Source organism: Halomonas sp. KM007 (genome assembly GCF_050709225.1).
GTDB classification, from domain to species: Bacteria; Pseudomonadota; Gammaproteobacteria; order Pseudomonadales; family Halomonadaceae; genus Vreelandella; species Vreelandella hamiltonii.
Window position 1 is genome coordinate 1,033,076 of the sequence record NZ_CP136131.1, and the last position, 18,052, is coordinate 1,051,127.

Annotated in this window: 18 protein-coding genes; 5 read left to right on the top strand and 13 right to left on the bottom strand. The window is 62.1% G+C overall.

Features of this window, described 5'->3' with window-relative positions:
- Nucleotides 1-29 precede the first annotated feature (29 nt).
- Nucleotides 30-2,477, bottom strand: coding sequence for an LPS-assembly protein LptD (locus tag RVM27_RS04795; RefSeq protein WP_498957485.1), 2,448 nt, complete (start codon nt 2,475-2,477; stop codon nt 30-32).
- Between the two features lie 70 nt (nt 2,478-2,547).
- Here RVM27_RS04795 and RVM27_RS04800 point away from each other — a divergent pair, with 70 nt between their 5' ends.
- The 4 genes from RVM27_RS04800 to speD all read left to right on the top strand — a co-directional run bounded on the left by RVM27_RS04800 (nt 2,548) and on the right by speD (nt 5,764).
- The gene (locus RVM27_RS04800) at nt 2,548-3,558 is read left to right on the top strand and encodes an aminoglycoside phosphotransferase family protein (RefSeq protein ID WP_498957486.1); all 1,011 of its coding nucleotides are present in this window, start codon (nt 2,548-2,550) and stop codon (nt 3,556-3,558) included.
- Complete coding sequence (gene murU / locus RVM27_RS04805; RefSeq protein ID WP_498957487.1) at nt 3,555-4,211, top strand: nucleotidyltransferase family protein; 657 nt, start codon at nt 3,555-3,557, stop codon at nt 4,209-4,211. The genes RVM27_RS04800 and murU overlap by 4 nt, the downstream gene beginning before the upstream one ends.
- Nucleotides 4,212-4,321: 110 nt before the next feature.
- A complete protein-coding gene (locus RVM27_RS04810) occupies nt 4,322-4,741 on the top strand; it encodes an OsmC family protein (protein ID WP_039175595.1) in 420 nt (139 codons plus the stop codon).
- A gap of 228 nt (nt 4,742-4,969) precedes the next feature.
- A complete protein-coding gene (gene speD, locus RVM27_RS04815; RefSeq protein WP_016916304.1) occupies nt 4,970-5,764 on the top strand; it encodes an adenosylmethionine decarboxylase in 795 nt (264 codons plus the stop codon).
- Between the two features lie 108 nt (nt 5,765-5,872).
- Here the strand turns inward: speD and lpxL are convergent, their stop codons facing one another.
- The 12 genes from lpxL to RVM27_RS04875 form a co-directional block, all read right to left on the bottom strand.
- Complete coding sequence (gene lpxL, locus RVM27_RS04820) at nt 5,873-6,784, bottom strand: lysophospholipid acyltransferase family protein (RefSeq protein WP_498957488.1); 912 nt, start codon at nt 6,782-6,784, stop codon at nt 5,873-5,875.
- 12 nt (nt 6,785-6,796) lie between these two features.
- On the bottom strand, nt 6,797-7,897 hold the full coding sequence (gene alr / locus RVM27_RS04825) for an alanine racemase (protein ID WP_498957489.1): 1,101 nt from the start codon (nt 7,895-7,897) through the stop codon (nt 6,797-6,799).
- Between the two features lie 200 nt (nt 7,898-8,097).
- Entirely contained in the window at nt 8,098-9,072 is a 975-nt protein-coding gene (rpoS, locus tag RVM27_RS04830) for an RNA polymerase sigma factor RpoS (RefSeq protein WP_287805615.1), read from the bottom strand.
- 152 nt (nt 9,073-9,224) lie between these two features.
- Nucleotides 9,225-10,265: a M23 peptidase family protein gene (locus tag RVM27_RS04835; RefSeq protein WP_498957490.1), complete on the bottom strand. Its 1,041-nt coding sequence runs from the start codon at nt 10,263-10,265 to the stop codon at nt 9,225-9,227.
- A gap of 56 nt (nt 10,266-10,321) precedes the next feature.
- Nucleotides 10,322-11,233, bottom strand: coding sequence for a DUF368 domain-containing protein (locus tag RVM27_RS04840; RefSeq protein WP_422822508.1), 912 nt, complete (start codon nt 11,231-11,233; stop codon nt 10,322-10,324).
- Nucleotides 11,234-11,271: 38 nt separating this feature from the next.
- Entirely contained in the window at nt 11,272-11,946 is a 675-nt protein-coding gene (locus RVM27_RS04845) for a protein-L-isoaspartate(D-aspartate) O-methyltransferase (protein WP_287805609.1), read from the bottom strand.
- Entirely contained in the window at nt 11,933-12,679 is a 747-nt protein-coding gene (surE, locus tag RVM27_RS04850; protein ID WP_498957491.1) for a 5'/3'-nucleotidase SurE, read from the bottom strand. The genes RVM27_RS04845 and surE overlap by 14 nt, the downstream gene beginning before the upstream one ends.
- A 21-nt stretch (nt 12,680-12,700) precedes the next feature.
- On the bottom strand, nt 12,701-13,741 hold the full coding sequence (gene truD / locus RVM27_RS04855) for a tRNA pseudouridine(13) synthase TruD (RefSeq protein ID WP_498957492.1): 1,041 nt from the start codon (nt 13,739-13,741) through the stop codon (nt 12,701-12,703).
- Entirely contained in the window at nt 13,734-14,222 is a 489-nt protein-coding gene (gene ispF, locus RVM27_RS04860) for a 2-C-methyl-D-erythritol 2,4-cyclodiphosphate synthase (RefSeq protein ID WP_016916295.1), read from the bottom strand. The genes truD and ispF overlap by 8 nt, the downstream gene beginning before the upstream one ends.
- On the bottom strand, nt 14,222-14,947 hold the full coding sequence (gene ispD / locus RVM27_RS04865) for an IspD/TarI family cytidylyltransferase (RefSeq protein WP_498957493.1): 726 nt from the start codon (nt 14,945-14,947) through the stop codon (nt 14,222-14,224). The genes ispF and ispD overlap by 1 nt, the downstream gene beginning before the upstream one ends.
- Nucleotides 14,944-15,309, bottom strand: a complete 366-nt coding sequence (gene ftsB, locus RVM27_RS04870) for an FtsB/FtsL family cell division protein (RefSeq protein ID WP_498957494.1) — start codon at nt 15,307-15,309, stop codon at nt 14,944-14,946. The genes ispD and ftsB overlap by 4 nt, the downstream gene beginning before the upstream one ends.
- A gap of 44 nt (nt 15,310-15,353) precedes the next feature.
- Nucleotides 15,354-16,526: a GNAT family N-acetyltransferase gene (locus RVM27_RS04875; protein WP_498957495.1), complete on the bottom strand. Its 1,173-nt coding sequence runs from the start codon at nt 16,524-16,526 to the stop codon at nt 15,354-15,356.
- A gap of 144 nt (nt 16,527-16,670) precedes the next feature.
- Here RVM27_RS04875 and RVM27_RS04880 point away from each other — a divergent pair, with 144 nt between their 5' ends.
- Nucleotides 16,671-18,026, top strand: a complete 1,356-nt coding sequence (locus RVM27_RS04880; RefSeq protein ID WP_498957496.1) for an aldehyde dehydrogenase family protein — start codon at nt 16,671-16,673, stop codon at nt 18,024-18,026.
- Nucleotides 18,027-18,052: the final 26 nt, after the last annotated feature.

Consider the following 18,052-nt stretch of genomic DNA (forward strand, 5'->3'; position numbering starts at 1 on the left):
TCTCTTTCAGTCGCCATTCAAGGTGATCGTTAAAGGGGTGTGGGGCGGTAGCCAGGGATCGCCTGCTCAAAGTAGCTGTCGGCCTGTTGACCAACACCGCCAAGACCACGGAAGACAAAGCGCAAGAACAGCCCACGGTCACTAAAGTCGTCTTCCACTCTGGCGGTATCGTTGTCGTCTATCCACTCCCGCCAGACAAGCTGTACGCCGTAGCAGCAGTCGTTCCACTGCAAGCCCGCCAACTGCTCCAGAGGACGATCGTTGGTTTGATCGTGCAGGTAGCGGCCAATCAAATCAATCCTTGGGCTGGCTTTCCAGGCCAGCGACAGGTCCCACTCTTCACGACTGTAGTCGCGGAAGCCGTCGTCGCCGGGCACCACGGAAGGATCGAACCCTTCGATCTCCCAGCGGTAGCCAAGGTTCACTACGTGGCCGTCCGGATGGCGATAACGTACATCGACACTGGAGCGTTCGGTCTGCTCACGCTCGTCGTCGTAGAGCCATTCATAGCCCGTGCTCCAGCGGTCGTTGACCTGCCAGTCCAGACGGGTCACCAGCGGCGAGCGGTCTCGCGTGGCCTGATAGCGGCTCAGCGGATTGGCATTGGGAGCATCCTCCGGACGCGGCGGCAGCGTGCTCGGGTCACCGTCACTGTCGATACGCCGCTCGGCAAAATAGAGGCTCTGGCCAACGCCCAGCGTCAAACGATCACGTCCGGCGCTGTCTTCGATCAACCGGGACTGCACGCCCAACGAGACGCGATTCAGATCACCGACCCGGTCAGTCCCCGAGAAGCGGTGCGGGGACCAGAGCTGATCCCAGGAGAACGCCCGTTCACGGCTATCGAAGTCCGGCAGCTGGGTCTGGTTGGTACGCGGCACGTAGGCGTAGTTGATACGGGGCTCGAGAGTCTGGCGATAGTCACGCCCGCCCAGCTCAAGCTCACGCTCGAAGACCAGCCCACCGTCGATGGAGGTGATGGCGACGCTACGCGAGGGCGACGTATCGCGGTCCGTGATACGGTCGCCGTAATCCAGTTCGTAGGCGGTATGCCACAGCTCGCTGCGCGGTTCGATATAGCCCCAGGGCTGCTCATAGCGCCAGCCCACGCTGGGGGTCAGGTGCAGGCGGGTACCAATGGCGGCTTCCCGCTCGGGGACCCGCCGTTCGTCCACGTCACGCCAGAAATAGGTCGCGTTGGAGCGCCACTGGGTATAAAACCCGCTGCCCAGCTGCCAGTCCGAGTTGGCGGTCAGGCTGGGCAGGCGGTAGAAAGGGCGATCGGTATCGCTGAGCGGGTCTTCCAGGCGCTGAAACCCTTGGGCCCTGGCGTCCAGCTGCCAGCGCTCGCCGCGGTAGTCCACCTGCGCCAGGCGCTCCATGCTGACCCGGTCGCCGCTGCCGAACTCACCACCAAAGTCGTCGAAATAGCGCCCATCGCTGGCCGCTCCGTAGCGCAGTTGATAGTTACTGCGTGGGGCCAAGGCCCCGGCGTGCTGCGCATCGATGTACCAGCGTTCTTCGCCTTCGAAGCGATTGTCCCCGGTGCTGCTGCCACCATCGCTGCCCAGGAAACCACCCTCCACGATCCCCTGGCTTTGCTCGAACAGGTAGCGATACTCGCCATTGAGCAGCAGCCCACGGTCCGACATCCAGCGCGGTGTTATGGTGGCGTCATGGTTAGGCGCAATGTTCCAGTAGAACGGCTGAGCATAGTCAAAGCCGTCACTGGAGAAGCTCAGCGTGGGCGACAGCAGCCCCGTGTGGCGGCGGTCATCGATGGGAAAACGCAGCCAGGGCCAGTAGAAAATCGGCACGTCCTTGACCTGCAGGCGCGCGTGGCGTGCCGTGCCGAATCCGGTGGCCTGGTTCAATTGGATATCGCTACCCACCAGTTGCCAGCTGTTGGCACCCGGATCACAGGTAGTGAAGGTGGCATCGCGCAGGCGATACTGCTCTTCTCCGGTTTGCTCCAGTTGACTGGCCTGACCGCGCAGGTGCTGGTCATAGAGCACGTAATGGCTATTGCGCAGCGAGGCGCGATCTTCGTTGAGCATCAGCGTGGCCTGTTCACCACGCACCATGGCCTGACCGTCGCGGATGACCAGATCACCTTCGGCATCGACGCGTTGGCGGTCCGCCGGGAGAAATACCTGATCGGCCTGCAGTTCGGTATTGCCGCGACGCAAGACCACATCGCCGCGCAGCAACGCTTCGCCATCCGCGGCATAATCCGCTTCATCGGTTTCCACCGAGAGCGTTTCCAGGTTCTCTTGCGCGGACAAACGATAGTCGGGCATCACATAGCGCCCACGGCACAGCTGTTGGCGTGCTTCGTCCTGCCCCCAGGGCTGCCAGTCCAGCGCGTCAGCAGGCAGCGGCTGGCCCTGAGCCACCGCTGACAGCGAGGCACCGGCGAGCACACTGCCCAACAGCGTTTGCGCAACCGGAGTGGTGCGCGAGATTCGCTTGCCCATGTTCGTTATCCTTGGCATCCAGAATCGGTATTATACAGCCCGCATCATGCCCGACCAGCAAGGAGCTTGCATGTCCTCTTCCAGGATCGACGCCCTCACCCAGTGGGCAGCGCAGCATCATGGCCTCGCGCCCGCGCATATTCAATTGGCACCGGCGGGCGGCGACGCCAGTTTTCGGCGCTATTTTCGCCTCACGCTCCCCGATGGCAGCACACGCATCGTCATGGACGCGCCGCCCGCCCAGGAGGACTCGGCGCCGTTCGTGGCCATCGGCAAACGCTGGCATGCCGCCGGGCTAGCGGTCCCCTGCATCTATGCCAGCGACCTGGACGCGGGCTTCCTGCTGCTGGAGGATCTGGGCGACACCCCGCTTCAGGACACCTTCACGGACCCTGACAGCACCTATCAACGCCACCTGGAAGCGATGGCGTTGATCGCTCAGCTGCAGAATCGTGCCGACCCTACAGCCCTTCCCGCCTACGATGAGGCGCTGCTGGGGCGTGAACTCGACCTGTTCCCCGAATGGTGCCTGGAACGCTGGCTAGGGCTGGCCGCTCCCGAATTGTGGCCCGCGCTGCGTCAGGCGTTGATCCATAGCGCGCTGGCACAGCCCGTGGTCAGCGTGCATCGGGACTTCGATGCCATGAACCTCATGTGCCAGGCTCAGCAGCTGACGATGATCGACTTTCAGGATGCCGTGGCTGGTCCGCTCAGCTACGACCTGATCTCGCTGCTGCGGGGGCGTTACTGCCGCTTCAGCGCCAGCCAGTTTGCCGAGCTGGTATCGCTATTCTACCAGCAGGCTCGCCAGGAGGGACGACTGCTCCGCACCACCTCGGAAGCGGACTTTCTGGCCCAGTGCCATGCCATGGCGGCCCAGCGTTCGCTCAAGGTACTGGGCATCTTCTGCCGATTGACGCTACGCGACGCCAAGCAGGGCTACCTGGCCCGCCTGCCCCACTTCCTCGCTCACCTGGAAGACAGCCTGGCAGCCCTGCCTGCCCATCAGGGGTTTGCCGAGTGGGTCAGCAGCGAGCTGCGCCCCGCCATCATGCAGCGCCTGGCGGAGCAGAGCACATGAAGGCCATGATCCTGGCTGCAGGCCTTGGCAAGCGCATGCGCCCGCTTACCGACCACTGCCCCAAGCCGCTGCTGCCCGTCGCGGGCAAGCCGCTGATCGTGCATCACATCGAGCGCCTGCGGCAGGCAGGCATTCATGAGTTGGTCATCAATGTCAGCTATCGTGCCGAGCAGATCATGGCCGCCCTGGGCGACGGCAGCGCCCATCAGGTATCCATCCAGTGGAGCCACGAGCCATCTCCGCTGGAAACCGGCGGCGGTATTCGCCAGGCGCTGCCGCTGTTGGGAGAATCCCCTTTTCTGTTGATCAATGGGGATGTGTGGTGCGACTACCTGCCGGATGCTGCCGCGCTGGCCGCCGAGGATCTGGCGCATCTGGTGCTGGTGGACAACCCGGTGCAACACCCTGACGGCGACTTCGCGCTGCATCAGGGCCGGGTGGCAAGCGCTGGAGCGCCACGCCTGACCTTTGCGGGCATCAGCCTGCTGCGCCCCGCTCTGGTGGCCAGCGAGCCGCCAGGGGCGTTTGCCCTGGCGCCGCTGCTGCGTCAGGCCATGGCCGAAGGGCGTGTCTCGGGCGAGCATTTCGCTGGCCACTGGGTAGACGTGGGTACGCCAGAGCGTCTGGCGGCGCTGGAACGACACCTTGCCTGACGGGTTTGCGATAGAGGACATGCAGGCGACATGGAGAGAAGCCGTGCGTCTGCGCCTGGAAATGTTATGCTGCGCGACCTACCTTTCGTCGCCAGCATGAGGAGAGCAACGTGAAAGCACGGGTAACATGGACCGATGGACGCCAGTTCGTGGCGGAATCTGGCAGCGGGCACAGCGTTGTGATCGACGGCCCGCCTGACCACGGTGGCCGTAATACGGGGCCTCGACCAATGGAAATGCTGCTGATGGGCATGGGCAGCTGTACCGCTTTTGATATTCTCAACATTCTCGACAAGGCACGGGCAGAGGTCACCGACTGCGTGGCCGAGCTGGATGCCGAGCGCGCCGATGAAGTCCCCGCCGTCTTCACCAAGATCCACGTCCACTTCGTGGTCACCGGTCGCGGCCTGAAAGAGAAGCAGGTCCAGCGTGCCGTGGAGCTGTCCGCCGAGAAGTATTGCAGCGCGTCGATCATGCTGGTCAAAGGCGGTGTCGACATCACTCACTCCTATGAGATCCGCGAAGCTTGAGCCGTCATGGGTCGGCTGGCCACGCGGGTGACGCTGCAGCATCAAAAAAAATGGCGTGGCTGGATGCAAGCCACGCCCTGGGCGGGCATAATACGCCCGCTTGTTTTTCCCTTTACTGCGTAGTGCGGGGTCGTCTTCACAGCGGCTGCGTTAGCACGGTGACAAGTGTTTATCGGTTCCGGCGCTGGCTCGTCGGGGTGTCCTCATCTGCCATAGGGAGGTTCGGAAGTGTCAGATAATCTCCGACTCCACGGGTTCAACAACCTGACCAGCTCTTTGAGCTTCAATATTTACGACATCTGTTACGCCAAAACCGAAGAGCAGCGTGCGGCTTATATCGACTATATCGATGAGCTTTACAACGCCGAACGTTTGACGCAGATCCTGAAAGACGTCACCAACATCATTGGCGCTCATGTACTGAACATCTCGCGTCAGGATTATGAGCCCCATGGCGCGAGTGTGACCATTCTGATTGCCGAGCACGAGCTGGATGACCCGACGCCAGGGCAAACCGAGCCAGGACCTGGCCCGCTGCCGGAAACGGTCGTGGCCCACCTGGACAAAAGCCATGTGACGGTACACAGCTACCCCGAGTCGCACCCCGACAACGGCATCAGCACCTTCCGGCTGGATATCGATGTATCCACCTGTGGGCATATCAGCCCATTGAAAGCATTGAACTACCTGATCCACAGCTTCGACTCCGACATCGTCACCATGGACTATCGCGTGCGCGGTTTCACCCGTGACGTCGATGGCAAGAAGCTGTTCATCGATCACGACATCACCTCGATTCAGGACTATCTGGCAGAAGATACCAAGCAGGCCTACCAGATGATCGATGTGAACGTGTATCAGGAAAACATGTTCCACACCAAGATGCTGCTCAAGGACTTCGAGCTGGACAACTACCTGTTCGGCACGTCGCGCCGCGACATCACCTTCGAAGAAGCCCGCGATATCGAAGGCCGTCTGCGCAAAGAGATGCTGGAAATCTTCTACTCGCGCAACCTCGACTGAGGTTGCGGGCAAAAGATTCCTTCAGAACAACGCAAAGCCGTCCTCTTCCGGGCGGCTTTTCATGCTCGTGTTCAGTGCTCGACATCAGTGCTCGACACCCAGGTCGCGCTAATAAAACCCGGCGTCGCCTTCAGGACGCGTCTTGAATCGCCGGTGCAACCACAGGTACTGCTCGGGGTGCTTGCGAATGGCCCGCTCGATGAATTCGTTCACTCGGGTGGCATCGACCACTTCATCGCCGCTGGGGAAGCCTTCGAAGGCGGGCAGGCATTCGATGGTGTAGGTACGGTTGTCCGGGTTGCGGTGAAACATCAGCGGCACCACCGGCGCTCCGGTCATGCGGGCGATCTTGGCCGTCAGGCGAATGGTGGCTGCCTGCTGACCAAACAGCGGAGCGAAGACGCTGACATCGCGACCGAAATCCTGGTCCGGGGAGTACCATACGATATGCCCCGCCTTGATCCGCCGCACCACGCCACGCAGGTCGTGACGGTCGATAGCCTGGCCAAAAATGCGCGAGCGTGCCCGGGTCATGAAGCGTTCGAACAGCGGGTTGTTATGGGGGCGATAGACCACGTCCGCCGGGAAAAACAGCGAGTGCAGCGCGCCACCCAGATCCAGCGTCGAGAAGTGAATACCGACCACCAGCACGCCCTTGCCCTGAGCTTTGGCATGGGCCAGATGCTCCTGGCCATGATAGGCCACGCGATGACGCAGGCCTTCGGCATCGCGACACCAGCCGGTAGCGGTTTCCACCAGCCCGATACCGTTGGCAATGAAGGTTTCCTTGACCAGCTGGCGCTGCTGCTCGGCGCTTTTCTCGGGAAAGCAGAGCGCCAGATTGGTGGCCGTGATGTGCCGCCGACGCTTGGCAAGCCGCCACGCCAGCAGGCCTATCATCTTGCCTACCCAAAGCTTGACCCGCCAGGGTAACCAGGCCGCCACGTACATGGCACCAATGGCCAGCCAGGTAGGCCAGTAGCGGGGGTGCGCAAAGGAGCGCGGATAAGATTTCGACATACGAATAACCGTTTAGACGTTGGCACCATGGTACTGCCGAGGCGCTCTGGGCAGCACGCCGGTCAGCAAGGTATAGCTGATGGTATCGCAGTGGCGGGCCACTTCGTCCACCGACAGCACGCTGCCCTGGGAAGCGCGCCCCCACAGCACGACTTCGCTACCGATGGCGGCGTCGGGCACCTCGGTGACATCCACCGTGAGCATGTCCATGGAGACTTTACCGGCGATGGGACAGCGCTGGCCGTTGACCAGTACCGGCGTGCCATCCACGGCATGGCGATCATAGCCATCCCCATAGCCTGCGGCGACGACGGCAATTTTCGAGGGGCGTGGGGCCTTCCAACGTCCGCTGTAGCCCACTGGTTCGCCGACGGCCAGCTCACGCAGGGCGATGATTTCCGAGCGCAGCGTCATCACCGGGCGCAGCTGGCGGGTCAGCTCGCTGGCCACTTCCAGGGGGTCACTGCCATACAGCATGATACCCGGCCGATTCCAGTCGCCATGGGCGACTGGCCGAGCCAGAGTGGCAGGTGAATTGGCCAGGCAAAGCGGTGCTTTCAGCGTTGCCGCCAGGGCCTGCAAGACGCCCATCTGGTGTTCGAAGTAGCTGGCATCCTGGGCATCGGCGTTGGCGAAGTGGCTCATCAGGTGCAGCGCCGTGACCTGTGGGGCACTGTGCAGACGCTGCCATACCGCAGGCGCCTCCTGAGGAGAGAATCCCAGCCGGTGCATGCCGGAATCGACCTTCAACCAGACGGGAATCGGCCGCTGCGGGGCATAGGCCAAAAGCGCCTCTACCTGCCAATGGCTGTGCACGCTGATCCACAGGCCATGATGGTCGACCAGCGCCAGCTCGTCAGCGGTAAAGATACCTTCCAACAGGATGATGGGGGCCTTGATGCCGCCTTCACGCAGGCTCAGTGCTTCTTCGATACAGGCCACCGCAAACGCAGGCACCTCGGCTTCCAGGGCGTTGGCACAGGCCAGCGCACCGTGGCCATAGGCATCGGCCTTGATGACGGCGACCGAGCGGCTCTGAGGCGCGCAGCGGCAGGCCAGCTGGTAATTGTGACGCAGCGCGTCCAGGTCAATATGGGCCACTAACGGGCGCATGGCTATCTCACTTATCAGAGCGCTCGTACGACAGCGCGGTGCTGATAATCCGCACGGCTAGCGAACGAATATGGGTTTAGCGGGTGTTACCCGGTTGCCAGACAAACTGGCTATCAAAAACAGCGCACCGAGTGAAATGCTCGGTGCGCTGTAGACTAGCATGTCGAACGTGCTGGCCGGGCCAAGTGGCTTCGACGAGGCTACGCCTCGAAAATCGAATCCAGAGAAAGCCCCTGTTTTTCCAGTGAGCGTCGCAACTTCTTTAACGCTTCTACCTGGATCTGACGAACACGCTCGCGGGTCAGACCGATTTCGGCACCCACTTCCTCCAGCGTGGCGGCTTCATGCCCACGCAGGCCAAAGCGACGCACCACCACCTCGCGCTGTTTCTCGCTGAGCTCGTCCAACCAGTGGTCGACATGCTCGCGCACGTCTCCATCCACCAGACATGCTTCCGGACCCAGCACATCATCATCGGTCAGGGTATCGATGAGTGGCTTGTCGCTCTCGCCGCCCATTGGGTAATCCACCGAGGAAACACGTTCGTTGAGCCCCAGCATCTTCTTGACGGTCTCGACCGGCTTGTCGAGATGCTCGGCAATCTCTTCTGCGGTGGCTTCGTGGTCGAGCTTCTGGGTCAACTCACGGGCGGCACGCAGATAGATGTTCAGCTCCTTGACCACATGAATCGGCAGACGAATGGTGCGCGTCTGATTCATCAAAGCGCGTTCGATGGTTTGCCGAATCCACCAGGTGGCATAAGTGGAGAAGCGAAAACCCCGCTCGGGGTCGAACTTTTCCACCGCGCGGATCAGCCCGAGGTTGCCCTCTTCTATCAAATCCAGCAGCGTCAAACCTCGATTCAAATAGCGTCGGGCAATCTTGACCACCAACCGCAGGTTGGACTCGATCATCCGCGAGCGCCCAAGGGCATCGCCCTTGCGCGCCAGACGTCCGTAATAGACCTCTTCTTCCGGCGTCAATAGCGGCGAAAAGCCGATTTCATTGAGGTAGATCTGGGTAGCATCCAGACTCTGAGTGGATTGGCGATCGTCTCGACCAAGCGCTTTCTCGAACTCTTCCTCCTCAGCCGTGGCATCGCCATCAGCCTCGTCCAGCGCCTCCTCAACCTCGTCGAGGTCGATCTCCTGTAGGTCCTTCTCCAGTATACTCATGGTCATACCCCCGTTGTCTCGCCTATCCGCCATTCGAAAAAGTCAGGATGGTCGCACTTCCTGTGCGCGTGCACCTTATTGTTATATGACGCTTTAGTCAGCTGTCCGGGTTATCTTGACAGAGCTATTACATTACCTCTGAAGCGTGATGCCTAGCGAGCTGGCAAATAGTCGAGCGGATTCTGTGGCTGGCCATCGCGGCGCACCTCAAAATGCAGCTTGACGCTATCTGCGTCGCTATCGCCCATGGTGGCAATGACCTCACCCGCCTCGACGACATCATTCTCTTTGACACTCAAACTGTCGTTGTGTGCATAGGCGCTGAGATATTGATCGTTGTGCTTCAACAATATCAGGTTACCGTAGCCGCGCACACCGCTGCCCGCGTACACCACGATGCCAGGTCCTGCTGCTCGCACAGGTTGCCCCTTTTGCCCCGCGATATCAATCCCGGCGGTGATACTGCCGCCTTGGCCAAACTCGCCGATCACTCGACCATCGGTGGGCCAGCGCCAGTCGACGTTATCGACAGGCGTGAAGGTGCGCGACGAACGATCCTGGCGAGCGGCCTGGGCGGGTTGTGCCGCAGGCGTTGGCTCTGGCGTCGCTGCGGGCGCAGGCTCTGGAGCCGGTTCGGGCTCGGGCTCGGGCTCGACGGCAGGTGCCGAGGGCGGCTCAGCAGCGACCGACTCGGGCGGCTCTGGCGAGGCAGGCGGGGGCGTATTGGCAGCCACCTGCTGCGCGGCTTCCACGGCGCGGGGTTCGGCCGTCAAGCGCTGGTTACGCTCGATGGCGCTCTCATCGGGCAGCAGCCAGTCCAGCTCCTGCTCATTACTGGCAACGGCCGTGGCCTGGGGCTGCAGCCCGGTGGCCACTACGCCACGGGAAGCCGTGGCAGGCACCTGGCTGGGTGCCGTGCTGGCACCCGCGCCTTCGCGCAGGGCGATGGTCTGCCCCGGGTGAATCTGATAAGGCGGGCTGATGTTGTTCAAGGCCGCCAACTGGCGGTAATCCAGGTTGTGCTGCCAAGCAATACCGTACAGGGTATCGCCTGCCTTGACGGTGTACTGAGGGGTATTTTCAACCACGCGACGGGCTTCACTCAAATCGCGTACCTGTGGCGCACCCTGCTGTTGGTTGGCACAGCCGCTGATCGCCAGCGCCAACACCGACACGATAAAAACCTTACGCATGCAATCCCTACTCCTTTTCAATGCCGTGCGCTCACACTCGATGATTCGATTCCCGCTCAATGGCTCGGGGTTGTTGAGCGTGAGGAGTGCGTCACTGCGCGACGATTCAATAATACGACCAGCAGTGCTCCAAAGACCATCAACGATACGACACCAGCGACCTGCGCGGACTCGCCGGTCAGCACGGCGTAGTCGCTGGGTAACAGATAGCGATAGGCCAGCGGTATCATTTGTCCATCCGAGCCCAGCTGGTAGCGTAACAGCTCGCGCCAGGGCCAAAGAACCGGCAACGAACCGACGATGAACCCCAGCAACAGCTGCAAGGTTGCCCCATGATAGCGTTTCAATAGCCATGACAGTAGCCGTGAGGACAGGGCGAGTCCCAGCAGGCAACCCATGCCGAACAGGATGATGATACCCAGATCGAAACTGCGAATCGCGCCCATGATGGTGCCGTAGAGGCCCATGGTGAGCAATAGAAAACTCCCCGACACGCCCGGCAGCAGCATGGCGCTGATGGCGATGGCGCCTGCGACCACCACGACCATCGCTTCATTACCGATCATCAACACCAGGGGCATCATGCCCGGCAGCAGTTGAGCCAGCAGCAACCCCAGGGTGAGCGGCAGCAGGTAGGCTATTTTCCAGCGCTCCCCCGCCTGCCCGACGACCAGCCCCGAGGCCGCCACCAGCCCGAAAAAGAAGCCTTGCAGCAGCAGTGGATGGGCCTCCATGAGCCACAGCGCCAAGTGTGCGACACTGAACAGGCTGATGGCGACACCGGCCAGCAAAGGCATCAGGAAGGCCAGGTTGAGATGGACATAAAGCCCACGCAGCCCGCCGTGCCGCCAGGCCCCCAGGGCGCTGGGGCCAAATTGCTTGATGGTGTTGATCAGTTCTTCATAAATACCGGTAATGAACGCAATGGTGCCACCGGACACCCCGGGAACGGCATCGGCGGCTCCCATGCCAGCGCCTTTGAAAAACAGTCCTATCGTTCGACGCTTCAATCCACGACTCCTTGCAACAGGGGAACAAAGCGCACGGGTTCGAGCCGGCGCTTTTCAAATGCACAGCCAATGCGCTTGACCTGAGTCAGCCACTGGCTGCCGTCGGACTCTTCCAGCGGCGCAATCAATACGCCGTCTGGCGTCAACTGCTCGAGCAGTACCTGAGGCAGCGTTTGCGCACAGGCAGTGAGCAAAATCACATCGAATGGGGCGGCTTCCGGCCACCCTTCGCCCCCATCGGCCACGGCCAGCGTCGCCGGGGCATCCAGCCGCCATAGTCGTTCGGCGGCACGCTCGTGCAGCGCGTGGATGCGCTCGACGGAGTAAAGGGTGTCGACCAGGCGAGACAGAATCAACGTTTGATAGCCGGAGCCCGTCCCGACTTCCAGAACACGCCGAGGCGATGCCTTCAAGACCAGCTCGGTCATGCGCGCCACGGTCAAGGGTTGCGACAGGGTCTGCCCAAAACCAATCGGCAGTGCGGTGTCTTCATAGGCGCGGTGTGCCAGCGCTTCGTCCACGAACAAATGACGTGGCTCACGGGCCATCACCTCCAGCACCCGCGCATCATGCACACCCTGCTGCAGGCGTTCGATCATGCGATCTCGGGTGCGCTGAGAGGTCATGCCACGACCTCTCAACTCGCCGGGGGATAGATCAGGCAAAGGCATCCAACCAGTCCTGTACATCGCGGCGCGCCGGATGGCGCGTCAGGTCAGTTTGCAACGGGGTGATCGAGACATAGCCCGCCTCGACCGCCGCAAAATCGGTATCCTCGCCATCATCGGCGTTGGCCGCCACGGGGGCAATCCAGTAGCGCGTGCGACCACGGGGGTCTTGTACCGGAACGGGCTTCTCGGCAGGACCACGATACCCCAAGCGGGTCACCTTGAAGCCTTTGATGGCTTCCCAGGGCAGATCAGGTACGTTGACGTTGAGCAGCGTACGCGGCGGCAACGAAAGGCGGTCGGCGGCCCCCACCAGGCTGGCCGCCACGTGCGCGGCCGTAGCGAAGTGCTGGGTGCCGCACAGCGACATGGCGATGGCCGTCATGCCCAGGTTACGGCCCTCCATGGCGGCGGCTACCGTCCCGGAGTAGAGCACGTCATCGCCCAGGTTGCTGCCATGATTGATGCCGGAGATGACCAGGTCTGGCCGTTCGTCCCACAGCCCGTTCACGCCCAGATAGACGCAGTCGGCCGGGGTGCCATCGACGCTATAGAAACCGCTGTCCAGTGCGGTCAGCGACAGCGGCCGAGACAGTGTCAGCGAATTGCTGGCCCCGCTATGATCGCGGTCAGGGGCAACCACGCGCAGGTGCGCATGGGCCGTGAGCGCATCATGCAGCGCCTTCAGGCCGGGGGCGTGAACGCCATCGTCATTGGAAAGCAGCAGTCGCCGCATGTCGGTCTCCTTACACGTGCATCAGGCGGTGTCGGGGTGGTCGATCAACTCGCCGATCACCGCCGTGGCAAAGCTGCCTCGCGGCAGGGCAAACGAGAGTAGCACAGCGTTGTCTTCATGGGTGATGCAGGGTGATATCAGGCAGGCGCGCAGGGCCCGCTGGGCTCGCTTGACGCCACTTTTTTCAAGCCCTTCACACAGCGCTGGATGCCGCTGTCGAAGCAGAGTTTCATACTTCGCCGCCGCCCCCTGCGCCAATTCACCAACGCCCCACAACACCCCGGTGGGGTGAAGGTCCATCGCGGCGGCCCGCTCGATCAGCGCCTCATCCACTGAATCGACGGCAAACACGCTCTGGGTGCCTTCCAGCATCAGCGTGTCGCCTGCCAACGGGCAGCACCAACTGCCCTCCTGCAAGCGCACGCTGAGCAGTTCGTTGAACAGAAAGCTGCGGGCGGTGGAGAGCATCATGCCCTGGCGGTCATCGCGTTTGCGCCAGCCCTTGGCCAGCACCGCCTGGGCTCGCTGCAAGTTGCGGGCACCCGCGCCAAAGCGCTGATGGCCAAAATAGTTGGGTACGCCGTGACGGCACAGTGCTTCCCAACGCGCAGTAAAGTCTTCCCGCTGCACGGCGTCGCCACTGAGCCGCAGTTGAAAATGGTTGGTGCGGTGCACGCCGCGCTTCAGCTTGCGCGGGTGGCGCGCCTGCTCCAGCACCTGAATGCCCTGCTCGGCCAGGGCACCTGCCAGCCCTTCAGGCGCTTGGCGCCCCGGCAGATGCACGCTGAGCCACTGCCGCGTGACGGCGACCCGGTCTTTCATTCCTGAGTAGCCGATGTCGCGTTGCCCCACGCTGCATAGTCGGCTGAGCTGCCTGACCACATCCAGCGTGGTCAGGTTGCGCTTCTCCACCCGCAGCCAAAGGTGCTCGCCCTGCCCTTCGGGGATGAAGTCGAGCTGCTCGTCGACCCGAAAATCTTCCGGCGCGGTGCGGTAGTGGCCTGGGGCGGGCGGGCCGAAATCGGCCGTCAGGCTGCGCTGCCAATCAGGAAGTTCAAGCATCCGCTGACGCTCGCGGAGTCAACAGCACCACGGCCTCGGCAGCGATACCTTCACCCCGCCCGGTAAAGCCCAGCCGTTCGGTGGTGGTGGCCTTGACATTCACCTGACCCAGGGCGATCTCCAGATCCTGGGCAATGACGGTTCGCATGGCCTGGATATGAGGCGCCATTTTAGGGGCCTGCGCCATTAATGTGGCATCGAGATTGCCCACCTCATAGCCGGCATGGCGCACCAGCGACATGACGTGACGCAGCAGTCCACGGCTATCGGCGCCTTTCCAGGCGGGGTCGGTATCCGGGAAATGATGGCCGATATCGCCCAGCGCACAGGCACCCAGCAGCGCATCGCTGATGGCATGCAGCAGCACATCCCCATCGGAGTGCGCCACAAACCCCTGCTCGAAGGGCAGCACGACGCCTCCAATCATGAGATGGTCGCCGGGACCAAAGCGATGCACGTCAAATCCATGGCCAATTCGCATTAGGCGCTCCTGTTGCCGTTATCCGCCATCGACGCGGCGGCTTGTTGAGTGTGTAAGATGGCACCCGCCAGCGCCAGATCGCCGGGATGGGTCACTTTCAGGTTGTCGCGACGACCGCTGACCAGCCGCGGCGCTTCTCCCAATGCTTCGACGGCAGAGGCTTCGTCGGTGACCAGCGTACCGTGCTCTACAGCCTGCTCCAGGGCGCGCAGCAGCAGCGCGTAACGAAAGCCTTGCGGAGTCAGCGCATGCCACAGCCCGTCGCGGGGTTCGGTGCACAGGCTGCACTGATCACCTCGGTCACGCTTCATGGTGTCGGCCACCGGCATGGCCAACAGCGCACCGGCCGAGTGGCGCTGGATGGCCGCATGCAGCGCCAGCAAATCCTGCTGGGTGATACAGGGGCGCGCCACGTCATGCACCATGACGATGTCATCCGCACGCGCGGGAATGGCACGCAGCGCGTTGAGCACACTATGCATGCGCTCCTGGCCGCCATCGACCCGCTGCCAGCGCTTGAACGGTACGCTATGCGGGTCGAACCAGCCGTCGTCGCGATCCAGGCAGAGTACCAGATGGGCCTCGGGAAAAGCCTGGGCTAGCCTGGCCAGGGTATGGGCCAGGATCGGCTGCCCATCAAGCGACAAATACTGCTTGGGCCGATCAGCCTCCATGCGCTTGCCCTGCCCTGCGGCGGGCACCACCAACCAGAGCGTTTCACTCATGGCTCACCGCCTTCGCGCTCACGCGGTGGAATAACCCCAGGCTGGACGATCAACCCCGCATGAATCCCCAGCAGCTCGTTTTCGATGGCGACACCAGGCACCCAGAAAAATTGCTCGTCGGAACGCACCATGCCCATATCGCTGCGTGCACGCTCTTCGATGGCGGCCAGCCCGGTTTTCAAATCCGTGACCTCGGCCGCCAGTCGGGCGTTACGCTCGCGCAGGGGCTGATTAGCCGCTTCCTGTTCAGCCACACGCTCTTCGACCCGCTGAAGGTCGCGCCAGCCGCCGTTGCCCAGCCACAACTGGTACTGCATCAGGCCAAGCACTGCCAGCAGTATCACCAAGAGCCATCTGTGCATGAGAGTGTTCCTGTATAAAAGCCAGAGCGGCGCGCATTATGCCATCAAGCCGCAGGGTCCTGCGACGCCAGAGGCGACTTATAGGGTAAAGACTGGCTGGCCGCCTGCCGATACGCCTGAACATGCTCGGCTTCCTGCTGGCAAAACTGCCCTACTCCGGCAGCCAACCCGGGGTGAACGATGTAGTGCAGCGAACGCACGCGCTGCGGGGCAAAGCCGCGCACCAGTTTGTGCTCTCCCTGAGTGCCGGGGTCGAACAGCGTCAACCCGGCTTCCAGGCAGTACTCGATACCTTGATAGTAGCAAGCTTCGAAGTGCAGGCAGTCGGCGACCACTTCGCTTCCCCAGTAACGGCCATAGAGGGTCGTGGCATCCTGAAAACAGAGCGCCGCTGCCACCGGGCGGTCTTCCAACTGGGCCTGGATCAGCACCAGCGACTCGCTCATGGTATGACGCAGGCGCTCGAAAAAGGCGTGATTCAAATACGGTGGGCGACCACGCTCATGGTAGGTAATGGTGTAGCAGCGGTAGAAGTGTGCCATGTCTGCGTCACTGATCTCACTGCCCACCAAACGCGTCAGGGTAATCCCCTGCTCGGCCACCAATCGGCGCTCACGTTTGATCGTCTTGCGGCGCTTGGAGGCCAGCGAGGCCAGAAAGCCTTCGAAATCCCCAAACCCCTGGTCACGCCACTGAAACTGTACGCCTTCACGAGTGATAAGTTGCGGCCACTGGCGTTGCCAGGCACCCACCTCCTGCTCATGGGCAAACAGCAGATGCCAGCTGGAGAGCTCCCGGGCTTCACACAGCTGCTCGATGCCCTGGGCCAGACAGGCGTATACCTCAGCAGCAGGTGCCTCCACGGCGATCAGAGTGCGTGGCCCAGGCACGGGGGTAAACGGCACCGCACTCAGCGCCTTGGGGTAATACTGCCCTCCTGCCCGTTCCAGCGCGTCGGCCCAGCCCCAGTCGAACACGTACTCACCGTAGGAGTGGTATTTGCGATACAGCGGCAGCGCCCCGACGAGCTGCTGCCCTTGCCAGACGCACAGATGACTTGGCTGCCATCCCGTGGCAGCACTGACCGAGCCACTTTGCTCCAGCGCCTGGAGAAACGCATGACGCAGAAACGGCTGGCCCGGTGCCGCCAATGCATCCCACTGGCTTGCCGAAACGGCCTCGATGGCAGGTAGAATGGTCAACGACAGAGAAGGCATGACAACTCCCAGGGCACGGGCAGACGCCGTGGATGGCTTACTTTACCATTAACGATGTGAACAATTGTCAATGTCTGGCGCCGAGGGTTTTCCCCTCTATAACCTGCCAGTATGGTCAATGTCGAACGATTCCAAGGAGTGGCCATGAAGCGTGATCTCAAGACCCTACTGACTGCGCAGCGGGAAACCGCCGCCACTGCGCCCTACCCGACCCTCGCCATTCGGCGTGAGCGTCTGGCACGCTTGGCACTCATGACACGGCGCCATCAACGGGCGATCATCCAAGCGATTCAAGCGGATTTTGGTCAGCGCAGTGAAGTGGAAATTCGCCTGGCCGAGATCAGCTCGGTGCTGCACGCCATTCGCCACGCCCGCCTGCACTTGTGGCACTGGATGCGCCCGCAAGCCGCCACCATGCCTTGGCGGCTGTGGCCAGCCCGTGCACGCATCTCGCCCCAGCCGCTGGGCGTGGTGGGTGTCATGGCCACCTGGAACTACCCCTGGTGCCTGGCGCTGATGCCCATCGTGGACGCGCTGGCCGCGGGTAATACCGTGTTCCTCAAGCCCAGCGAGCAGGCGCCGCATACCAGCGCGCTGCTGGCCCAGCTGGTGCCGCAATACTTTTCCGATGACGAGTTCGTGGTGATCGAGGGAGGCGAGGACGTTGCCGCCGCCTTCAGCGCACTGCCGTTCGATCACCTGGTCTTTACCGGCTCGAGCCGCGTGGGCCGTCTGGTCGCAGCCGCCGCTGCGACCAACTTGACCCCGGTGACGCTGGAGCTGGGCGGCAAGTCGCCTGCGCTGGTTGCCAGCGATGCGGAGATGGGGAGCGCCGCCGAAGCCATCGTGTTCGGCAAAGGATTCAACAACGGCCAAACCTGCCTGGCTCCCGATTATGTTCTTGTAGAAGCCAGCCGCCTGGAAGCGCTGATCAAGGCACTGGAGCAGGCCATACGCCAGCAGCGCCCCAATGCCAGGGAAGCCACCGGCCATGTCAGTGAACACTTCGCCACACGCAGTGAGCGCCTGATCGAGCAAGCGCGTGATCAAGGCTGCCGCGTGATCGATCACGGCTCGCATGCTCCCGCGCTGGTGATCGACCCCCATCAGGGGCTTCCTCTGATGCAAGAGGAGATCTTTGGCCGTGCCTTGCCTATCATCAGCGTACAGCACCAGAAGGACGCGCTGCGCTTCATCAACGCTCGCCCAGCGCCGCTGGTGCTCTATGCTTTTACCCATGACAAAGGATTGCAGCAGCTACTGCGTGAGGGCACTCGCTCGGGCGCGCTGGTGTTCAACGAAACATTGCTGCACCACGCCGTGCCTTCGCTTCCCTTCGGGGGGGTAGGTGAAAGCGGCATGGGGGCTTATCATGGCCGCCACGGCTTCGAGCGTTTCAGCCATATGCGGGGAGTGTTTTATCAAGCCAAACGCGCCAACAGCCGCTGGCTGCGACCGCCTTATCGCCGCTGGCTGCTGAAATTGCTCAGGCTCGGTTAAAGATTACAGGCCAACGCCCGATATTT

Coding starts and splice junctions, on each gene's coding strand:
- RVM27_RS04795 (WP_498957485.1), bottom strand. CDS start 2,477: ATGGGCAAGCGAATCTCGCGCACCACTCCGGTTGCGCAAACGCTGTTG.
- RVM27_RS04800 (WP_498957486.1), top strand. CDS start 2,548: ATGTCCTCTTCCAGGATCGACGCCCTCACCCAGTGGGCAGCGCAGCAT.
- murU (WP_498957487.1), top strand. CDS start 3,555: ATGAAGGCCATGATCCTGGCTGCAGGCCTTGGCAAGCGCATGCGCCCG.
- lpxL (WP_498957488.1), bottom strand. CDS start 6,784: ATGTCGAAATCTTATCCGCGCTCCTTTGCGCACCCCCGCTACTGGCCT.
- alr (WP_498957489.1), bottom strand. CDS start 7,897: ATGCGCCCGTTAGTGGCCCATATTGACCTGGACGCGCTGCGTCACAAT.
- rpoS (WP_287805615.1), bottom strand. CDS start 9,072: ATGAGTATACTGGAGAAGGACCTACAGGAGATCGACCTCGACGAGGTT.
- RVM27_RS04835 (WP_498957490.1), bottom strand. CDS start 10,265: ATGCGTAAGGTTTTTATCGTGTCGGTGTTGGCGCTGGCGATCAGCGGC.
- RVM27_RS04840 (WP_422822508.1), bottom strand. CDS start 11,233: ATGGGAGCCGCCGATGCCGTTCCCGGGGTGTCCGGTGGCACCATTGCG.
- RVM27_RS04845 (WP_287805609.1), bottom strand. CDS start 11,946: ATGCCTTTGCCTGATCTATCCCCCGGCGAGTTGAGAGGTCGTGGCATG.
- surE (WP_498957491.1), bottom strand. CDS start 12,679: ATGCGGCGACTGCTGCTTTCCAATGACGATGGCGTTCACGCCCCCGGC.
- truD (WP_498957492.1), bottom strand. CDS start 13,741: ATGCTTGAACTTCCTGATTGGCAGCGCAGCCTGACGGCCGATTTCGGC.
- ispF (WP_016916295.1), bottom strand. CDS start 14,222: ATGCGAATTGGCCATGGATTTGACGTGCATCGCTTTGGTCCCGGCGAC.
- ispD (WP_498957493.1), bottom strand. CDS start 14,947: ATGAGTGAAACGCTCTGGTTGGTGGTGCCCGCCGCAGGGCAGGGCAAG.
- ftsB (WP_498957494.1), bottom strand. CDS start 15,309: ATGCACAGATGGCTCTTGGTGATACTGCTGGCAGTGCTTGGCCTGATG.
- RVM27_RS04875 (WP_498957495.1), bottom strand. CDS start 16,526: ATGCCTTCTCTGTCGTTGACCATTCTACCTGCCATCGAGGCCGTTTCG.
- RVM27_RS04880 (WP_498957496.1), top strand. CDS start 16,671: ATGAAGCGTGATCTCAAGACCCTACTGACTGCGCAGCGGGAAACCGCC.